The organism is Nonomuraea sp. NPDC050556 (assembly GCF_044457355.1).
Taxonomy (GTDB): domain Bacteria; phylum Actinomycetota; class Actinomycetes; order Streptosporangiales; family Streptosporangiaceae; genus Nonomuraea.
The window spans coordinates 610,796-631,147 of the sequence record NZ_JBITGU010000005.1; the positions used below are offsets into that span (position 1 = coordinate 610,796).

Sequence of the window (20,352 nt, forward strand, 5' to 3'; positions counted from 1 at the left end):
GCTGCCTGAACCGCACACAAAAGGAAGCCGACATGTCTGAATCGCATCAACTCAGCCGCAGAGCGCTGCTGGGAGCTCTTGTCGCGGCGCCGGCCGTCATCGCGACCTCCCCTGGAGCGTGGGCACTCAGCAGTGCACCGCAGGACCGGATCAACTCAGCGGCGGGCCTGCTGGTTGACGACCCTGGCAAGGTCCTTGCCGCGCTGCGGTTCGGCATGTTCGTGCACTTCAACCCGTCGTCCGTGGTTGGCAGGGAAATCGGCTGGGGCAGAAACGCCTACCGGCCGGGCGAGCCTGCCGGCAACCAGTATCCCGATCCGTCGGTGAAGACCGACCCCGTCTACGACGCCGCCTACCGCAGCTTCCTGCCCGAGGCGGACTGGGCGCCCAAGCTCGCCGCCGCGGCCAAGGCAGCGGGAATGACCTACCTGGTGTTCACGACCAAGCACCACGACGGCTATCCGAACTTCCGTGCGGACAACGTCAGCCGGTCGTTCTATCCCGACTTCGCCGTCACGCCGATGGGGCAGTCCGGGCGGGACCTCACCCGGGAGATAGCCGACGCCGCCCGAAGCGCGGGCCTCAAGCTCGGCTTCTACTACTCCGGTCGCGACTGGACTCAGCCGGACTACGTCAAGGGCGACTACGCCACGTACTACAGCTACATGATGGAGCACATCCAGCAGCTCCTCACCCGGTACGGCAAGGTCGACTTCCTCTGGTACGACCACATCCCCTACGCGGACATGGCCTCGTTCCGCCCGCCCGAGTTGATCAAGGTCCCGCGGGACCTGCAGCCCGGCATCCTGATCAACGACCGCGCCTACAACAACATGGGGTTCCAGCAGATCCCTCAGGATCTGAAGGGGGACTACGACACACCCGAGCAGAGGATCGGTGCCTTCAACCTGACCCGGGCGTGGGAGTCCTGTCTGACCATCACGCCACCGGACTGGTCCTGGCAGCCCGACCGCCCGGTCTCCGACTTCCCGACCGTGCTCAAGAACCTCGTCGCAGTAGCCGTCGGGGACGGCAATCTGCTGCTCAACGTACCGCCGACGAAGAGCGGCCACCTGGAGGACGGGGTGACCTCCGTCCTGCGCCAGGTCGGTGCCTGGATGGGGAACAACCAGCAGACGATCGTCGGAACGCGCGGCGGGCCGTACCGCTCCAGCGAGATCGGCGGAGCGACCTACACCGGCAGCACGATCTACCTGCACATCACCGGCGATCTGCAGCCGGCCAAGCTCCGGCTGCCGGCCCTCAACGCCACAGCGAAATCGATCACTACTCTCGACGGCAGGGCGGTGCCGTTCACCACGGAAGCCCAGGGCGACCTGCTCCTCGATCTGGCCGGGTTCGCCAAGAACGCCCCGGACTTCATCATCCACATCACCGTCGACAAGGCCATGAGCCCGGAGTTCGTGACGGCCCGGCCGATGGAGTGGGACCGAGGCTTCGGCGCGGTGGTGTTCGAGCACGTCGGCTACCAGGGGGGCAACGCCTACGTGACGCTGGGCAGCTACACCTCCGCCCAGTTGTCAGCCATCGGCGCGGGATTCGGCATTTCCTCGTTACGAGTGTCTCGCGGCTACCAGGTGCTCGGCTATCCCGGCGACAACTTCTCCGGCGCCCCCTGGACTTTCACCACCGACAATCCCGACATGTTGCAGACCGGCGGCAACGACCTCATCAAATCGCTCAAGGTGACCCTCGATCCGGCCGCGTACTTCCGGCTCATCAACGTCACCAACAGCCTGGCCCTCGACAGCGGCGGCAACGTCCCCGACGGCTCCAACCTCAAGCAGTGGACGCCCGTAGAGAGCCCCAACCTGCAATGGCAGGCCCAGGATCTCGGCGACGGCTACTACAGGCTCATCAACCGTACCAACGGCATGGCGGCCGATGGCTGGGGCGCAACCAGCGACGGCGCCCCCGCCCGGCAGTCGCCGTGGAACGGTGGCCCCAACCAGCAATGGCAGATCACCGACCGCGACAGTGGCCGCTACTCCATTGCCAACCGCGCGACGGGTTTGGTCCTCGACAGCGGTGGCCAGGTGCCCTCCGGGTCCGTGATCAAACAGTGGGTGTGGGTGAACAGCACCAACCTGCTGTGGACCTTGAAGCCGATCAACTGATCGCCGCCACGGACACCCGATGTGGCTATCCCAGAAGAAGGAAATCCGGCCATGTATTCGACACGAAAGATCAGAACACGCCTTACGGCTATGGCCTTAGCCGTCGGCGTACTCACCGGCCTGACCGCTACCCCTGCTGCGGCCGCCTCCGGCGGCAGCGCCACCGACTGGCTGTATCACCGCAAGTGGGGCGTCATGCAGCACTACCTCGGTGAAGGCTGCCCGCCCGGCTGCCCGACCGGCTCCTGGGAGCAGCACAGCGATGGCCTGTGGTATCCCGGCCCCAACTGGCCGACAGCCGCCGAATGGAACGACCGCGTCAACAACTACGACGTCCAGGGCGTGATCAACCAGCTCAAGTCCGTCGGCGCCGGCTGGTTCCAGGTCTCCGTCGGCCAGATCTCCGGCTACTTCGCCGCCCCGAACACCGAGTACGAGCGCCTGGTCCCCGAGACCCCGACCCACCCCAGCCGGCTGTCGGACCGAGACCTGATCAAGGAGCTCGGCGACGCCGCGCACAAAGCAGGCATCAAGTTCATCGTCTACGTGCCCCTCGACGCCTCACCACGGACCGACGCCGACCGCTACGCCGCCGAGAAGCTCGGAGGCGACCCGCAGGACTACTGGGGCGGTATGTACAAACCGACCTTCCAGAACAACTGGGTCAACGTGATCAAGTCGTGGTCCCAGCAGTGGGGGGAGTCCGTCGACGGATGGTGGATCGACGGCGGTGCACCCAACATCGATGACTACGCCTCGAGAATCATCGACGCTGCCCGGTCCGGCAACGCCAACACCCTGATCGCGCTCAGCGCGGCCGGCTGGCAGCTGCCTTCGAACCCCAACGCCGCGGCCAAGACCGACTTCACCATGGGCGAGGACAGGCTCAGCGTCAGCGGCCGCTGGACCATGTACGGCTCCACCCAGGCGCAGAACGTCGGCCTGGTCAGGGCGCAGACCTTCTGGGGCGCCCCACCGAACTCACCGATGAACTACAGCACCCAGCAGCTGGTCGACCACACCCTCAACAACACCAACGTCGGCGGCGCGATGACCTGGGACGTCGGCTACGACCGCAGCAACGGGCACATCTCCGATGCCGCGATGACACAGCTGCGGGCCGTAGGCCAGGCCACCGGCACCATCTACGACAGCGTCGACGACTCCAGCTCCTCCGTCGCCTACACCGGCTCGTTCTTCGGCTACAACCCGGGCGGGTGCTTCGGCAGCACGTGCCACAACGCCAACACCGCAGGCTCCACCGCTACCTACACCTTCTCCGGCGACCGCGTCACCTGGAACGGGATCAAGGGCCCCGACCAGGGTTCCGCCTCGGTCTCCATCGACGGCGGCCCCCCGACCACGGTCAACCTCAACGCACCCACCCGCACCACCGACCTGCCGGTCTACTACAGCCCCATCCTGCCCAACGGCACCCACACCATCAAGATCACCACACTGTCCAGCGGCTGGGTCACCGTCGACCGGCTCACCTCAGCCCCCGACACCGCCGGCGGGCCGATCCGATCAGCACTGCCCGGAGGCCTTTGCGTGGACGTACGGCAAGCCTCGTCGGACAACGGAACCCCGATCCAGACCCACACGTGTAACGGCACCAACGCCCAACGGTGGACCAGGACGACCGGCAACCAGCTGACCTCCTTCGGCAAATGCATGGACATCGCCCAGGGCGGAACCGGACAAGGCACCAAGATCCAGCTCTACACCTGCAACAACACCGCGGCTCAGGTCTGGATCCCCGACGCCAACGGCGTTCTGCGCAACCCGCAATCCAACAAGTGCCTCGACGTCCCCGGCGCCACCAGCGACCCCAACACGCAACTCCAGATCTATACCTGCAACAGCTCCAACGCCCAGAAATGGACGCTCTCCTAGCCCAGGGGTGGACCCTTCCCTAGCGGCTGAAATCCCGGGGCCCGCGTCCATTCGGGCCTCCCGGGCCATGGCGGCTCACCTCAGCCAACAACTCGTCCACAGCGTCGATGGCCTGCTCGTCCTGATGATCGCTGGCTTTGGGATGCCAGCCGATGCGTTCACCCGCACGCGCACCGCTGGAGGTCGTGGTGCCCCTCCAGCGGGGCCGCGATCCGATCCCACCCGGAGAGAGGAGAAAGTTCGCAATGAGATCATGGAGACTCACCAGCGCAAGATCGACGCCGGCCAGAGCGGTCGCGCTGCTGCTCGGCCTGGCTCTGCTGTCGGTTCCAGCCCCGCAGGCTCGGGCTGTGGGCGGTCCATCGACGGACTGGATGAGCCAGGGCAAGTTCGGCGCCATGCTGCACTACCTTGCCGAGGGTTGCCCCGAACTCCCGTGCACCGACTACCCGAACAACATGCCGACCGTCGAGCAGTGGAACGCCCGGGTCGACAACTTCGATGTGGCAGGGGTCGTCCAGCAGGTGAAATCGACCGGTGCGGGCTGGCTCCAGCTGTCGGTCGGGCAGAACACCGGCTACTACGCCGCTCCGAACGCGACCTTCGAGTCTCTCGTCCCGGCCACCGCAGAGCATCCGTCGCGGTTGTCACGCCGGGACCTGATCAAGGAGTTGGGTGCCGCCCTGCACCAAGCCGGCCTGAAGTTCATCGTGTACATCACCGCCGACCCGATCGCGCGCGACGAATACGCCCGGCACAAGCTCGGCGGCGACGGCCAGAACCCGGGTGCGCCGAACGCGACCTACCAGGCCAACTGGCTGAACGTGGCGAATACCTGGGCGCAGCAATGGGGCAGCAACGTGGACGGCTTCTTCATCGACGGCTCCGGCTACCAGCAGCTCGAGCCGTTCTACGACCAGATGGCCGTGAGGTTGCGCAGTGGCAACCCCAACGCCCTGCTCTCCTTCAGCAGCGGCGGCACTCCGTGGAATTCGTGGACGGCCGAGTCCGACTTCACCCCGGGTGAATCCGGCGTCGACTTCTGGCCGCGGCCCACGCCCGACCGGTGGGTCGACAACCATGGAGACCAGTTGCAGCTGCACTACCTGGGGATCGCGCAGAGCGAGTGGGGTAGCCCGCCGGACTATCCGCTGTCCTCGACCGGCGAACAACGCATGATCGACCTCACCCGGGGCGTCGTCCGCGTCGGCGGCGCGGTCACCTGGGACGTGGGCTACCACCGCAACAACGGACGCATCTCCGACACGGCCATGGGATTCCTGACGAAGCTCGGCCAAACCCTGCGCAACATCGACGGCAACCTCGCCTTAGCCAGGACCGCCACCCAATCCGGCACGAGCCACTCCGCGCCGGCGGCGCGGGCGGTGGACGGCGAGACCAACGGCGATTTCGGATCCGGTTCGGTCACCCACACAGCCGACAACCCCCTGGAGGCCAACCCCTGGTGGCAGGTCGACCTCGGTTCCTCCCAGCCGGTCAGCACGATCAAGCTGTGGAACCGCACCGACTGCTGCACCGACCGACTCCGCAACTTCTACGTCTTCGCCTCCGACACCCCCTTCACCTCCAACGACCCCAACATCACCAAGAACCAAGCCGGCATATGGAACTACCAACAAACCCAGGCTGCAGGTCAGACCCTGACCCTGCCCGTCAACCGGTCCGCACGCTACGTGCGAGTCCAGCTGGCGGGAGCGGACCGGCCGCTGTCCCTCGCCGAGGTCCAGGTCTTCGGCAACCTCGCCCTGCACAAACCCGTCACCCAATCCAGCACCTACACCTCCTCACACGTCCTGTACTCGGGAGCCAACGCCGGACGGGCCAACGACGGCAGCACCAACGGCGACTACACCTACGGATCGGTCAGCCACACCTCGGAGACGCCACTGGACACCAACCCCTGGTGGCAGGTCGACCTCGGTTCCTCCCAGCCGGTCAGCACGATCAAGCTGTGGAACCGCACCGACTGCTGCGCCGACCGACTCCGCAACTTCTACGTCTTCGCCTCCGAAACCCCCTTCACCTCCAACGACCCCAACATCACCAAAAACCAAGCCGACATATGGAACTACCAACAAACCCAGACCGCGGGCCAGACCCTGACCCTGCCCGTCGGCCGCACCGCGCGCTACATCCGCGTCCAACTCGTCGGCTCCGACCGGCCCCTCTCCCTCGCCGAGGTCGAGGTCCTCAGCTAACCCCCGAACATGAGCCGCTGCGGTTACTCCCACCCCATTGGAGTTGGAACATGCAACTCAGATTTCTGCTGGCATCGCTCGTCTTGTGTCTTAGCGTCGTGTTCGCTCCCAGCGCCGCCCATGCGGCGCCCGGCGACAACTACGCCCCCGACGACACGTTCACGTCCTCGCGCACTCAGTGGTGGCGAGACGGTCACTTCGGCATGTTCATGCACTTCGGCATGTACGCCGCCTACGGTGGCGAGTACCGCCGCCCCGACGGCACCATCTGCCGCACCTGGCCAGGCGAGTGGATCAAGAACAACTGCTCGATTCCGTGGTCGGAGTACGAGGCGAAGGCCGCCACGTTCAACCCCACCGGGTTCGATGCCAACGCGGTGATCGGCGCGGCCAAGGCCGCGGGCGAGAAGTATCTGGTCATCACGGCCAAGCACCACGATGGCTTCTCGATGTGGCCGACGGCCGTCAACGACTGGAACATCCACGACCGCACGCCGTTCAAGCGCGACATCCTCGCCGAGCTCGCGACCGCCGCCCGCGCCCAGGGCCTCAAGCTCGGCTTCTACTACTCCATCCTGGACTGGCACGACCCCGACGCCCAACCCGGATCCTCCAACTACGCCGCCTATCTCGGCCGGATGAAGGCCCAGCTCAAAGAACTGCTCACCAACTACGGCGACATCGCCGTCCTCTGGTTCGACGGCAACAACTACACCGACCAGGAGGGTGCGAAGGTCGAAGCCTACGTCCGTCAGCTGTCACCCGACACGATCATCGACGACCGGGTCGGCATGCAGCGCGCCCTCGACGGCGACTTCCACACGCCCGAGAACGAGATCCTGGATGCCCCCTTCGACGCCCAGCTGTGGGAGTCGTGCGTGACCATGAACGACTCGTGGGGATACCGGTACTTCGACGACAACTACAAGTCGCCGACCACTCTTCTGCGCAACCTGGTGGGGATCGCGGCGAGCAGCGGTAACTACCTGCTGAATGTGGGTCCGGATGAGCGGGGTGTGATCCCGCAGCCGCAGCTCGACCGGATGGCCCAGATCGGCAGCTGGATGAACACCAACGGCCCGGCGGTCCAGGGCGCCGCGTTCACCGGTCTGGTCACCAAACCATCCTGGGGTGTGGTCAGCCGCAACGGCAACAAGCTCTACGCCTCGGTCTACAACTGGAGCTCCGTCCTACACCTGACGGCCAAGGCGCCGTTCACGGTGAACTCGGCCAAGATCCTCAAGACTGGAGCGGCGGTACCGGTGACCGCCTCCGGCGACGGCTACGACCTCAAACCCACCGGCTCCGAACCTGACCCGATCGCCTCGGTCATCGAACTCGACATCACACCCACCACCGCCAAACCCCTCGGATCGGGCACCGGGCTGAAGGCCCAATTCTGGACCAACAACTCCTTCTCCGGCTCACCCGCGGTCACCCGAACCGACCCGACCATCAACAACCGCTGGCAGTACGAAGGCTCCCCAGCCCCGGCCATCCCCACCACGAACTTCTCCAGCCGCTGGACCGGCCTCATCGAACCCCGCTACAGCCAGACCTACACCTTCACCACCTTCTCCGATGACACCGTCCGGCTCTGGATCAACGGGCAGCTCGTGGTGAACAACACCACCCCGCATCCTCCCCAGGTCGACAATGGCACCATCGCCCTCACCGCCGGCCAGCGGTATCCGATCACCATGGAAGTCGCCCAGCAGGGCGGCGAATCCGCCGCGAAGCTGTTCTGGTCCAGCCCCGACACACCCCAACAGATCGTGCCCGCCAGCCAGCTCTACCCCGCCACCACCCTCAACGACGACGCCACCGGCATGACCTACACCGGCGCCTGGAAAACCAGCACCGACCGCACCTACGCAACCGACCTGAACAACGACGTCCACTTCACGATGACCGACGGCGACGCCTTCTCCTACACCTTCACCGGCACCGGCATCGACTTCCGCTCCGAAAAGCACAGCGACCAAGGCCTCACCGACTTCTACCTCGACGGCGTATTCCAAGCCACCGTCGACACCACCAACCCCACCCGCCTATCCCAACAACTCCTCTACTCCCGCCGCGACCTAACGAACGGACAGCACACCCTCAAAGCCGTCAAACGCTCCGGCCAGTTCATGCTCGTCGACCGCATCGACATCTACCCCTAACCCACCGCCCGGCTCCAGGCACACCACCCGGAGCCGGGCACATATGACTCCGCCGCTACGCTGCTGCCGGATCTTCCTCCGTCGGGATCAGCATGGGAATGCCCGGCGACCGACCAAGGCGAGCCCGGCCCAACAGCTCGCCACGCGCTGGGGCGCCCGCCCCACGCGGGACGGCTTCAACGTGGGCCGCACACGAAGGCGAGGAAAGCCTTCCCCTGATCCGTTGTCACTACCAGCCGAGCAGCGGTACTCACGGCTACATTGGCCGGTCATGAGGGCCGCATCGTCTTGCTCACACGTGCTGACATGTCGAACCTGCCGCGAGTCCGGCGTGGCTTGGCTGCACTACCGCTGGATCTCGATGCGTTCCCGCGTAAGTCCTCGCAACCCCTCCCGGCGCAATCCCGATACCTGAGATCGATAACGGCATAGACGCCGTTTTCGCCTGACGATCTTGACTGTGCGCGGGCCGCGTTGAGCGCCGGCCAGCCCACGCTCAACGCTCGTCCCTGCGGGTGCCCACGGCAGGATTGACCCTCCCGCGCAAGATCGCCCCCATCGAAGCGCTAACCACAGACGCGTCAACGCCGCAGAGAATCAAACAACGGCGTTGGCCACTTGCGGCCAGATTCGTGGGTCATGGCCTTATTGCCACTGGTTGGCGAACGACCGGCGTCCATGGGCAAGGTCCTGTCGACCGCTGGAGAGAGAGGGACGGCTTCCGTTCGTATGCGCACACGCCCCGGGCTGGGCCCCGCGACGCGGTCTGAGTGATCTCACGGCTATAGATAGGCGGATTCGTCTCCATAGACAGTGCATGTCGGGCCGGGGAGAACTCCGGTGAGCTACTGACAGAACCGGCCCAGAGTCTGTCGACCTTTGACGCCCAACGCCACAAGCGCCTCAGACGAAGATCCAACGGTTCGCAGGGTGTCGATGTGGATCGACCTATATCGCCCGGTGACGAGCGATCTTGATGGCAGACGATCAAAAAGCCGCCTCCGATTTTCGGAGACGGCCTCTGAGCTGGGAAAACTCTGTGGGGCTACCAGGACTTGAACCTGGGACCTCTTCCTTATCAGCGGCGATTTCACGTTCAGGCCGCCTCCTCACGGCTCCTCCCAGATCGGCTCTTCAAGGGTAAAATCGCAGGTAGAGCACGGTATTGCGATGTCATTCAGTTCCGTCGGATGTCGCCTCGTGATACCGGGTCTGCCCACAAATTGCCCACAGAAGATCGCCAGGTGATCGCATGGGGTGGCTGTACGAACGGCCCCGGGTCGACGGCACGATCCGCTACGTCGCCATGTACCGCGACCTCCGGGGCCGCAAGCGCTCCGCCGGCACCTACGCCTCGGAGAAGCTGGCCAACCAGGCGTGGCAGGACGCCGAGTCCAACCTGCGCTCCGGCCGGCGGGTCGGCGACCCGAGGCGCGGGCGGATGAAGTTCAAGGACTACGTCCAGAGCGTGTGGCTCCCCCACCACGAGATGGAGGCCACCACCCGGCAGAAGTACACCTACGCCCTGAACAAGCACATCATCAAAGAGTTCGGCTCCATGCGGATGGTCGACGTCATGCCAGAAGACGTCCGCGCCTGGGTGACCCGGATGAAGGGCGAGGGCGTCAGCGCGGTCACCATCAAGAGCAACATGGTGATCCTAAGCGCGATCTTTACTACCGCGCTGAACGACCAAGTGACCTTCCTCCACCCGTGCAAGGGCGTGAAGACTCCACCGGCACCGTCCAAGCCGCTCACCATCATCTCGCCCGAGCAGTTCAGCACCCTGTACGACGAACTGCCGGACGCCGACACCCAGCTCCTGGTCGAGACGGCAATCGAGACCGGTGCCCGCTGGGGCGAACTGACCGAACTCCGGGTCAAGGACCTCGACACCCGATCCAGGATCCTCACCATCAGCCGCGCCGTAGTCGAGGTCAACCCGAAGTTTCACCCTGAGGGCGAGCGGTTCCTGGTCAAGCCCTACCCCAAGGACAAGGAGTGGCGACGGTTCAAGCTGACCGCGCAGATCGTCGACAAGCTCAGCGCCCATGCCGAAAGCGAATCGCTGGGACGCGATGACCTGTTCTTCACCTGGCGGCAAGACCCTTCGCCCAAGAGGAAGCTCCGCGTGGTGCCCGACCCCGAAGCGCTCGGATTCACCGAGCCGAACGAGGCCGGGCGCCGGTACAAACACGGCACACTGACCGCCTACACCACCGGAAAGTGCCGGTGCGACCACTGCCGCGCCGCCTTCGCCAACTACCGGAGCACCCGCCGAAAGGGCGGCAAGGACCAGCCCCGCCGCCAACCGCGTCTGCGCGACACCGATGGGCACATCCCCGCCGATTGGTTCCGCAACAAGGTCTGGAAGCCCGCCATCAAGGCCGCTTCCCTGGACATCGCCGTCCGCATTCACGATCTTCGCCATGCGCACGCCTCGTGGCTGCTGTCTGGCGGCGCTGACCTGCAGGTCGTCAAGGAGCGGCTCGGCCATGGCTCCATCAAGACCACCGAGCGGTACCTGCACACGCTCGACGACGCCGATGAGACGGCGCTCGACGCCTTCACAAAGATCCGCAACAGGAAGAAGACGTCCTGACCTCGCCGCCGGGCTTGTCCACGTGCTGGAACACGCGGACAAGCCCTTGAACCGAGTCCCTGACAAGGAGGGCCAAGGCTCCATGACGAACCCTACGCCGTGCCTCTGCCGCACCGATCGCCAGCGATCAGAACGCCGCGTCCGCCGGATCACCACGGTCACGGTGATCGTGCTCGCCGCCATCGCCGCCGCGGTCAGCTACCGCCACCTCCACATGCTCGCCGTACGGCACGGCGAATCGACCTGGTCCGCAGCACTTCTCCCTCTATCCGTGGATGGGATGATCCTTGCCGCGTCCCTATCACTGCTCTCCGACTCCCGGCGTGGTGAGCGTGGCGGTCTGTTCCCCTGGTTCCTCCTCATCCTGGGCAGCGTTGCCAGCGTCGCGGCCAACATCGCCGTCGCTCACCCCACCGCAGTCGGCCGTATCGTGGCTGCCTGGCCTGCCATCGCGCTGATAGGAGGGCTCGAAATGACCTTCAGGCAGATACGCCAATCGGTGTCCGCCAGAGATGGCGCGCCCCCTCCGACTACCAGCGAAAGTCGGCCACAGCCCGCAGCAGATGGACCGACTCGCCCTGTGCCACCAGATCAGCGTCGAGGGCGGGCTCTACAGCGAGAGGCATGGGAATGGGCACTGAAGCACTCTCGGCCTGATGGATCTCTCCCTCGTTCAGACGAACTCGCTCAGCAGTTCCAGCGAAGCGCGCGTTGGGCACGAATGGTTAAGGCGTGCGGAGCGAGCGGCGCCCTGCTCTAACTCGTAATGCCATGTCAGGATGTGGAGGAGTTCGGCCACAATTCCCAGCGGTTCGCTCGCCCTCGCCGAACCTCGGCGTCAGGGTACTGAGTCTGAAGCGCCGTCAAACGCTCAAGGACCTCCGTGATCGGAAGACCCGACGGAATCACGGCAAGCGGTTCAGGCTTCGCCCTGCGCGGCTGCACCACTTCCTCCGTTCGGTGGGCGCTTAGGAGGATCTTCCGAGCTTCCTTGACTCGGGTCGCCCAGCCAGGCCATGCCGGGCACGGACCATCCCATGGCGGCATGGACCAGCCGTGACGTGCGAAGGGACTCTGGCATTCCGAGCACATGTCCTCGGCTGTAAGATTCGGCACGGCGAGGAGCTTCTCCAGCCTTCGGCTCGCCTGATCCAGCTCCGTCCGCAGCTTTGCTCGCGCATCACGGCCTTTGGTCGCCTTCAGGGCGGCGTCCAGATCCGGGACCCTGGTGCGCAGATCCTCAACCTCGAATTGACGATCTAACCTGTAGTGGAACAGCAGCGCCTCCCGCCGGTCCCTGGGTAGCCAGCCGCGCTCATCAACCACGTCCTCAGGGTCGCCGGTAGTATCGGCAAGCCGCTCAATCTGTGCCCTGATTCGTGCGATCGAGTCGTCAAGCTTGGCCACCTGCTCAGTCCGCCGACGGGGATCCATCGCGGGAAATCTTGAGCCGTCGCGTAGTCCAGCAACCTCGTACAGTTCGAACTCCAGCCGGGACTGATGTTCTATCAGGGATAGCCGAGCATGCTCACGCGCCGGGTCATAGCGAGAGCGATCGCGCTCGTGGCGTTCCTCGTCTGCCGCCAGCCGCTCTTTGAACTCGCGTTCCCAGCGTGCCATCCTCGCATCGATCTGCTTCTTGGTCATGACGCGGTGACCAGGCTCTGCCCGCTTCCACTGCCCCATGATCTGCTCGGCCTGCTCGAGCTCCGCCGCCCTCTCGTTCAGGACCCATGGATTCCAGGTCGCGTCGTCGTGAAGATCCTTGAATAGTGCGCGGGCGGCGAGGAACTCTTCCGCAGACGACGTGGCACCTTGTCTGGGCTTCCAGAGCAGACCCTCGTGCTCAAGTACGGAATCCAGGCAATCGGGCTTCTTCGCGGCAGCCACGAACTCGCTCTCCTTTCCTGCCAGGCGCACGTACGGGGCTCAGGAAAATCGATGACGGCGCATCAAATTCGGCGCTTCGACGGTGCAGCGGCCTACTCACTGTCCCGCCCAGACCACCATGTGTAAATACAGCCGAGAATTCTGTCGGTCCGCCGGGCTACTCTCCCGAACGTGAGTAACGCCTCCTCAGACGGAGACCAAGCGAAACGGGCTCGTCCATGGCCTGGTGACTGGGACGAGATCACGTTGAGGATGCTCGCTGCAGGTCTGGTGGCGCTGGACAAGGCGACCGAGCCGGGCCGTACGTTGCGGGTTCCCTACCCGGCGCAGTTGCAGCGGGCATTCGACCGGCTCTCCTTGATGTGTCTCACCGCGGGCACGGCGCCACCGGAAAGCGTCGTGGAGTTGTTCGACTGGTGTGCCCGCCCCTTCCAGGAGTGGCCACATCGACTCCGCGCTGATGGCGCTGAGGACTGGATCCGACTGCTCTACGACGGTCGACCAACCCCTGAATGTGTCGAGTGGTACGTCGCCGGCGATGTCGAGGCCGAGTTCCGGGAGCAGAGCCTGATCTTCGAAGCAATGGACATATGTCGTGAGCATGATCGGGCTGACGTCTACACCGCGTTCCGGGAACTGCTTGTCACCAAGCCTGTGCTCACCGATCTTGAGCTGGCCATGGAGCAGAGCCGGCCGGACTTGACGCTGGTAGCGCACCTGTTGCAGCGGGCCTACCGAGACCCTCAACCCGAGGCCGTACGGCAGGGAGAAGTGCTGGTCTGCGCGTCCTGCGGTTGCCTCCTGCTGCCCGAGGGCAAGGGCAACCTGCGATGCACGCAGACCGACTGCACCAAGAGAACCACCGTCGGTCGGCGCCTTGCCGTTGACGACGGAGTTCGCGCCCTAGGCAGGGACATGCTGATCTGGGTATGTGCCCCGGGCCGTGCCGAGATCAGGATCCGTGACCGGATTGCCAGCAAGGGACAGGGATTGTCCGTAGAAATGTGGCCAGACTTCGACGCATCCGATCTTGAAATCACATTCGAGGACCAGAGCGTGTGGGCGGCCGATGTGAAGACCTGGGCCAACCCTGCAGAACTCGCGAAACGGCTGCACCGCCGACCGTTCCGCGCACCGGATCATGCGGCACAGGCCTTCGTGGTCGTAGGCAAGCACCAACTCGCGGCGCGCCCCAACTACATGGATAGCTTGGTCAACCACAATCCAGCCCTCGGACGAGGACCCGTCCGCGCCATTACTGAGCGCATGTTCATCGAGAAGGTCATCAGGCGGGCAGGAGGTCACTAGATGCGTGACAGTTCGAATTGGCGGAACCGCCAGAGCCTGGCCAAGGCCATCCGCGACGTATGGAACCCCGAGGAACCCGGCTTCGACATCGCAGATCTTCTGGATGTGGAGTTGGGCCTGTCCTTGCTGGAGACCGTCGCACCAACCTGCGGCGGGCCCGAAGGAGTTTGGACTCTCCTGGGCGGCTACCCCATCGCCGACGCCGTGGCCGGACCGCTGACGCCTTCTGCTCGTCAGGCGATCAGAGTGGCGCGAGAGCTGCTTCCGTCGCGGCGGGCTCCACAAGACTGGACCCGATTGATTCGCCACTATCGTGACACGCCGGAGTGGGTGCGCGGCTATCTCATCGAGGGGGGCGGAAGCGAATTCTGGCGGCGGAGTCCTCGAGTCGCTCCCTTCCGCTTCGACGTCTACGCCGAGGCGCTCGCCTCGCTGCCCCGATACCGAACCAAGCGCATCACGAGGGCGGAGCCGGGCATCTACTCCGTCGCAGGAGGCCGCACTCCTAGCAGCGTCCGGATCCCCGACTGGCTTCCGGAGCCTCTACCGATCGACGCGCACGATCTAGCCGCAGTGCCTAAGAGGCCCCCGTTCCGCGTCACGTTTGAGGACCTGCGGGAGACAGCAGTCTGGACCGAACGCCGGGAAGCGGAGGTCGGCCTGAAATCGGGTGGATGGGGGAAGCGAATCCACGACGTGACACTCGCCGTTCGCGCCGGCAACGGCCAGCTCGCCCCAGGCGTGGCCCTTGAGGTCGAGGGGATGTACCACCTGCTGGGCATGGTCGGAGCGGGAAAGTCCACTCTGATGGACCTGCTGTGCATCCATGCCGCGAAAAGCGAGCCCGCACAGCGGATCACGATGGTGGTGGGCGATGTTACCTCGCTGATCCGCAAGGTGGTCTACTTCAACGCGCTGGGGTTGAACGCGGCCCCGATCATCGGTCAGTCCAACCGGTCACGGCATGTGGAACGTCTGCACCGTCTGACCACTGTGGCGGACGACACCCGGCTGAGCACGCTGGGCGACCGGAACATCCGCGCCATGTTCAACATGGTCAGCACGGCGTGCGCGCTGGACGGCCTGCGAGATCACAGCCCCAGCCCGTGGGATCTCAAACGGGCTCCGTGCACCGATCTTCGCGACCCCGATAATCCTGACCGGAGACGTACATGTCCGTTGTGGAGCCGCTGTGCGCGGCATCAGCCAGCGCGCGATCTCGTCGCTGCGGACATCTGGGTGGCGACCATGCCCGGCCTCGTTTACAGCCAGATCCCAGGCCATATCAACAAGGAACGACTGCGGTACCTCGAAGCGGCCTGGCGGCGGAGCGACCTGATCATCGTCGATGAGGCCGATCAAGCCCAAGCGCAGGTGGACACGATCTTCAGCCCCAGCCAGACACTGCGTAGCAGGAATTCCGAGGCCTGGCTGGATGAGATCATCGCAGTCACTCAGGAGAATCTGCGACGTACTGGCTGGGTCGCCATGAACGAACCGCAGGTGCGCGTCTGGACCAGTGCGGCCAACACCGCCAAGACCGCCGTCGATCTGATGTACATGCTGTTGCGGATCGACACCTCGCGAAAGCCCCAGCACCTCGCCCGCTGGATCGACGAGGACTACTTCACCGACTGGACCCTTGCCCAGCAGCTGGCCCAGTCCTGGTGCGGTTATCCACCGATCGGCGGCAAACCAAAGCCCGGCTGGGAGGCCGATTCCTTTTACCAGCAGATTCACGCCTCCTTCAACGAGTTCATCGATGCTCCTCTTGGTGACCATCCGGACGATCATCTTGCTGCGGCCCTTACCGCTCTCGCCAAGGACATGTTGTCCGATAACGATGAGGAGCGCCGGCTGGGCAGGATCAAAGACTGGCTCGACAGACAAGCGCAGATGACGCATGCCGAAGATCGCCAGCTAGCGATCGACGACCTTGACAGACAGGCGGTCCGGCTTGAATTCACCATCGCCGTCGCAGTCCTGGGTGATCAACTCCAGGTGCTGCTCAGCACCTGGAAGTCGGTAGAAGACAAGATCGGACTTGAGGCATCGAATCCCCTGGTGTTCCACCGCCCACCCCGTGACCTGCTCAACGTGGCCCCCGACAGTCCGATGGGACGTGTTCTCGGATTTCAGTACCGGCCCGATGACACGCAGGACAGTGACCAGACACGGATGGGCGAACTGCGGTTCTTCCGCAGCGAAGGCGTAGGGCGATGGGTCCTGACCCACATGTCGTCCCTGTTCGCGGACCGGACCGACAACCCGGCCAACGTGCTCCTGATGTCCGGAACAAGCTGGGCGGGCACCTCGCCGCGCTACAACATCGACGTCCCAGTCCAGGGAATCCTGCAGCCCAACCCCAACGACATCAAAGCAATCGCCCGCAGCAAGTTCGAGTTCCTACCGATCTTTCCCGAAGGGAAGACCAACAATCCCATCAGGGTGTCCGGCACCCACGGAGAGCGGCGTACACAAGCACTGGAGGGCATCGTCCGCGGACTCGCCAGGCGGAGACCAGACGGTAAGAGCATCTTGGAGCGGCACCGAGAGCGCCTCCCCCCAGGGCGCCAACGCGCTCTGTTGCTGACTGGAAGCTATGAAGAGGCCAAAGCCGCTGCGCGTACTCTGGCCCGCGCACGTCCCGGGTGGGATGAACAGGTCTGCTTCCTGGTCCCCGACGATGACGAATTTGCCGATCGTTGGGACGGACCGACTCCGCTGCGCCGTGGAGATGTCGCCGACTTCGCCGACACCGGGGCATGGATCCTTATTGCCCCATTGCTGGCAATCGAGCGGGGACACAACATCCTCAACGAGGAAGAGGTCGCGGCGCTGGGTGCGGCCTATTTCCTCGTCCGGCCTCATCCGCGCCCGGACGACCTCACCTACGTGACCCAGCGGCTGAACCAGTGGGCTACCCGAGAGATCGATAACCTGTTGCCCTCGGTGCCCGATATAAGCCGGAGTGACCTAAATGAATGCGGTCGGGCGTTGCGCGCTAGTGGGCACCGTAGGTGGCGAAAACTCCTACATCAACGGCTTGCTTACAGTAGCCTCAAGGAAGCGGAGAGAGACGCTCTGATCTGGACCCAGCTGGTCACCATCTGGCAGGTCATCGGGCGACTCGTTCGCGGGGGGCAGGACGCGCAGGTCTTCTTCTGCGACGCCGCCTTCGCCCCGAACACAGCAGGACCGGATGACCTGACGGACACTGCCGCGACCAGCCTCGTCATTGGACTGCGATCCGTGCTCGACCCGTACTTCGATCTCAGCTCGACCGACCCCGAGCGGTTCCTGGTCGAAGCCCTGTACGGGCCCCTCCATCAAGCGCTTCGGAACGTCAAGGGGATGTGAATGGCAGTCGTCTACTCCGAGCTGCAAACCACCGCATTCACGCTCGTGGATCCTACGGAACTGAATCGCTCCTACTTCATTCTGAGGTTCCCAGCCATCTGGAAGAAGCATTTGGAGGCCCTGATAGGCCGGTCGGCTGGAGATCAGCCGTCCTACATCCCCATCAGATCCTTGAACCGCACGCTGATCGCTCTCATCCCCGACATCGTCGCGATGGCCTCCTATGCGACACGAGGCGAGAACCCGATCTGGATCGTCAGCGATCGTCCCGTCCCGGCGCAAGCCCTGTTTCCCGTCGTAGCGGCCTGGCTCAGGGTAACGGGGAGGAGGAATCCAGCCGTCCTGGAACGAGTGCTCGGTGCGATCGGCCCCGATGATCTACGGTGGGAATCTCTCGACGTCGACTTCGCGCGTCAGGTGGAGCTGCTCGCATCACGTGACCCTGAGGTGCGCGCCAACGCGGAGCAGGCCGTGTTCAAGCTTCTTCCTCACCAGCTTGCTGCGCGACTGTCCGAGCCCGGCCGGTTCTGTGATCACAACGGTGCCACGACTTCGGCCTTCCGCCGCTGCCCCACCGGACATGGCGCGCAGATCATGTCATGGCCACCGCACTTGCCAGACAACAAGCCGTTCTCGTTCACCATCGGCCTGACCGCTCAATCGCTCCCGCTAGACAGAGAGGTCGTGGTGCACGCCAGCTTCGGCGTCCGCCGCTGGGTTCACCGCACGCCTGTGCTCGACACCAAGAACTTCCATTCCGTCTATATCAATCCATCCGTTCCATGGATCAAGGGCCAAGCCTATTCGCCAAGCTTCCAGCGGGCCGGCATCAGGCTGCGCATCGAAGGCAGCGGCGAGATGACCCAGAGGACCGCTCACTGGTCCGACATGCTGACCGCGGTCTTGACTGAAATCGGCGCCCAGGGGCATAGCGCCAACGTGCCGGACGCCGTCCGTACCAAGCCGCGTGAGCTCCTGGACCTGGAGCAGGGCGGGGTCGCCCTGGTCTACAGAGAGGGCATGTACACCTTTCCCGGCAAGCAATCCCGCGGTCACCCGGTCAAGCCAGGCCTTGCCCTCACCGACCGACCACGGCTGCTGGATTGGCTCGCCGCGGAGACGACCGGCATGATGCAACTCGGCGAGCGCCTCACCCGCAGCGAAACAACCGCTCTCCCGGGGCTCAGGAAACGGCCGGAACACACTGACGAACAGGCCCAAAAGAGTCTCCGCACCTCCGTCGCCAAAGCGATCGACGCACCACGCCTGCGGGTTGAGATCTACTATGACACTCGGGCTACTCTCGACCAGGCCGTCTCCGCTCTGCAGGACCAGCTCGGTATCAAGTTCTCGCTCCCGGACACCCGTGCCGAGATTCGGGCGACGATCTCCGTGGAGACTCCGGAGTTGGGGATCGCCCTTACCATCCGTCCCGTCGGGCAGCTGGCCGCGGATCTAGACCCCAAACCCGCCTACAAGAACATCGTTGAGCGGATGAACGAGGCCGTACGCCGCCGCGCCAACGAGATCCAGACAGTGCTGGAGCCTCTCGACGCTGGCGAAATAGCCGTCGCACTCGTCGAGATCGGGGGCCTCGGCCAATACAAAGGCGCAAGGCGCAAACTTGATCCCAAGTTCGCGATCCGACACGGGTTCAACCTCGCTGGACGGCTGACGCAGTTCCTCGAACCGGTCGATGACCAACCGGACCAATCCGAACCGGAAGAAACAACGTCGTCCGAGAGCGGAGACGCAGCCCGCCTCCGCAAGTGCGCGGAAGAACTTTGGCGTCAGTTGGGAGCACGCAGGAGCCCGATCCCGCAGCCCAACACCTCACAGATCCAGCAGTACCTCGCGTTCTACATCATCCGTCAGAACCGACGCAAGGTCTGGGGAACCACTCGCCAGGTCCCCGTCGCAGTCCGGATGGCAGCCGACGGCTCGCGGATAGAGATCAAAGCGCCCGAGGTGGAATGGATGCCCCTGGCACGAGGACTTCTGGAGGTCGGCCGACGACATGTCATGGCTGGCCAGACCAGGAAGCCGGAAGCGATCACGAACTTCTTCCGGGAGATCCTCACCAACGATCTGGACCTGTCGGTTCCAACGCTCCTGTTGACTGCAGCTCAGAACACCCGGTACGGCTGGTCATTCCTCAACAACCGCGATCTCGTGGCGGATCACGTCAGATTCAGCGACAAGGAAGCGCCTTGGCCCGTCGTGGACACCCCCGGGCTCCGCCACGTGCGGATTCGTACCAACATGTACGACGAAACCCCCGAAGGCTACGCGGTCAACGAGAAGAAGAGGGGACACACCGGAGCACCGTGGCGGCGCGGAGACCGCCTCTGGTACAGCACGGCCGACAAGCCGAATACGGCCAGCAACGCCCTCAACCTTGTCTCCATGGTCGAGTCAGTGCCCTATCTCACCAAAAACGGCGAAGAAGCCACCCGGCCCGCTACACCGGGATCACGCGTCTGGAACGGGCAACTCGTTGAAATCGCCTTGGCCGCCCTGCAGCCCGACGACATCGGCCACGAGGAGTGGTGGGCGACGCTGGTGCATGAACTCCGACTGGCCTCACCTTTCCACCACGAGGCCACAGTCCTGCCGTGGCCGCTGCACCTGGCCGAGAAGATCGGAGAATACATCGTCCCGGTGCGTTTCCTAGAGGAGGTGCAAGAGGAAGAGGAGCCGGCAGAGCGGGAAGAACGGCCTGACACAGATTAGGTTTCGTCGGATGAGGCAGGGCCTCCTGACCTCGTTAC

The 20,352-nt window shown here is 64.4% G+C and carries 10 protein-coding genes; 9 read left to right on the top strand and 1 reads right to left on the bottom strand.

All coding sequences use genetic code 11. From position 1 onward, the window contains the following. Positions 1-32: 32 nt before the first annotated feature. The 6 genes from ACIBG8_RS45180 (at position 33) to ACIBG8_RS45205 (ending at position 11,783) form a co-directional block, all read left to right on the top strand. A complete protein-coding gene (locus ACIBG8_RS45180; protein ID WP_397349450.1) occupies positions 33-2,138 on the top strand; it encodes an alpha-L-fucosidase in 2,106 nt (701 codons plus the stop codon). Positions 2,139-2,228: 90 nt separating this feature from the next. Continuing rightward, positions 2,229-4,034 carry a ricin-type beta-trefoil lectin domain protein gene (locus ACIBG8_RS45185; protein WP_397349451.1) on the top strand — a complete coding sequence of 602 codons (1,806 nt, stop codon included), beginning with the start codon at positions 2,229-2,231 and terminating at the stop codon, positions 4,032-4,034. Positions 4,035-4,279: 245 nt separating this feature from the next. Beyond that, on the top strand, positions 4,280-6,253 hold the full coding sequence (locus tag ACIBG8_RS45190) for a discoidin domain-containing protein (RefSeq protein WP_397349452.1): 1,974 nt from the start codon (positions 4,280-4,282) through the stop codon (positions 6,251-6,253). 98 nt (positions 6,254-6,351) lie between these two features. Beyond that, positions 6,352-8,421: an alpha-L-fucosidase gene (locus ACIBG8_RS45195; protein WP_397349453.1), complete on the top strand. Its 2,070-nt coding sequence runs from the start codon at positions 6,352-6,354 to the stop codon at positions 8,419-8,421. 1,252 nt (positions 8,422-9,673) lie between these two features. Then, the gene (locus ACIBG8_RS45200; RefSeq protein WP_397349454.1) at positions 9,674-11,023 is read left to right on the top strand and encodes a tyrosine-type recombinase/integrase; all 1,350 of its coding nucleotides are present in this window, start codon (positions 9,674-9,676) and stop codon (positions 11,021-11,023) included. An 82-nt stretch (positions 11,024-11,105) separates the two neighbouring features. Then, complete coding sequence (locus tag ACIBG8_RS45205) at positions 11,106-11,783, top strand: DUF2637 domain-containing protein (protein ID WP_397349743.1); 678 nt, start codon at positions 11,106-11,108, stop codon at positions 11,781-11,783. A 14-nt stretch (positions 11,784-11,797) separates the two neighbouring features. Here ACIBG8_RS45205 and ACIBG8_RS45210 read toward each other — a convergent pair whose 3' ends face one another. Then, positions 11,798-12,913 (bottom strand): hypothetical protein, encoded by a 1,116-nt coding sequence (locus tag ACIBG8_RS45210; RefSeq protein WP_397349455.1) that lies wholly within the window; start codon positions 12,911-12,913, stop codon positions 11,798-11,800. 252 nt (positions 12,914-13,165) lie between these two features. Here ACIBG8_RS45210 and ACIBG8_RS45215 point away from each other — a divergent pair, with 252 nt between their 5' ends. The 3 genes from ACIBG8_RS45215 to ACIBG8_RS45225 are packed head-to-tail and all read left to right on the top strand — an operon-like array spanning position 13,166 to position 20,314. Continuing rightward, a complete protein-coding gene (locus ACIBG8_RS45215) occupies positions 13,166-14,221 on the top strand; it encodes a hypothetical protein (protein ID WP_397349744.1) in 1,056 nt (351 codons plus the stop codon). Further along, positions 14,222-17,581 carry a hypothetical protein gene (locus ACIBG8_RS45220; protein WP_397349456.1) on the top strand — a complete coding sequence of 1,120 codons (3,360 nt, stop codon included), beginning with the start codon at positions 14,222-14,224 and terminating at the stop codon, positions 17,579-17,581. Then, complete coding sequence (locus ACIBG8_RS45225) at positions 17,582-20,314, top strand: pPIWI_RE module domain-containing protein (protein WP_397349457.1); 2,733 nt, start codon at positions 17,582-17,584, stop codon at positions 20,312-20,314. It abuts the gene before it with no gap. Positions 20,315-20,352 lie beyond the last annotated feature (38 nt).

Coding starts and splice junctions, on each gene's coding strand:
- ACIBG8_RS45190 (WP_397349452.1), top strand. CDS start 4,280: ATGAGATCATGGAGACTCACCAGCGCAAGATCGACGCCGGCCAGAGCG.
- ACIBG8_RS45205 (WP_397349743.1), top strand. CDS start 11,106: ATGACGAACCCTACGCCGTGCCTCTGCCGCACCGATCGCCAGCGATCA.
- ACIBG8_RS45220 (WP_397349456.1), top strand. CDS start 14,222: ATGCGTGACAGTTCGAATTGGCGGAACCGCCAGAGCCTGGCCAAGGCC.
- ACIBG8_RS45180 (WP_397349450.1), top strand. CDS start 33: ATGTCTGAATCGCATCAACTCAGCCGCAGAGCGCTGCTGGGAGCTCTT.
- ACIBG8_RS45215 (WP_397349744.1), top strand. CDS start 13,166: ATGCTCGCTGCAGGTCTGGTGGCGCTGGACAAGGCGACCGAGCCGGGC.
- ACIBG8_RS45200 (WP_397349454.1), top strand. CDS start 9,674: ATGGGGTGGCTGTACGAACGGCCCCGGGTCGACGGCACGATCCGCTAC.
- ACIBG8_RS45185 (WP_397349451.1), top strand. CDS start 2,229: ATGGCCTTAGCCGTCGGCGTACTCACCGGCCTGACCGCTACCCCTGCT.
- ACIBG8_RS45225 (WP_397349457.1), top strand. CDS start 17,582: ATGGCAGTCGTCTACTCCGAGCTGCAAACCACCGCATTCACGCTCGTG.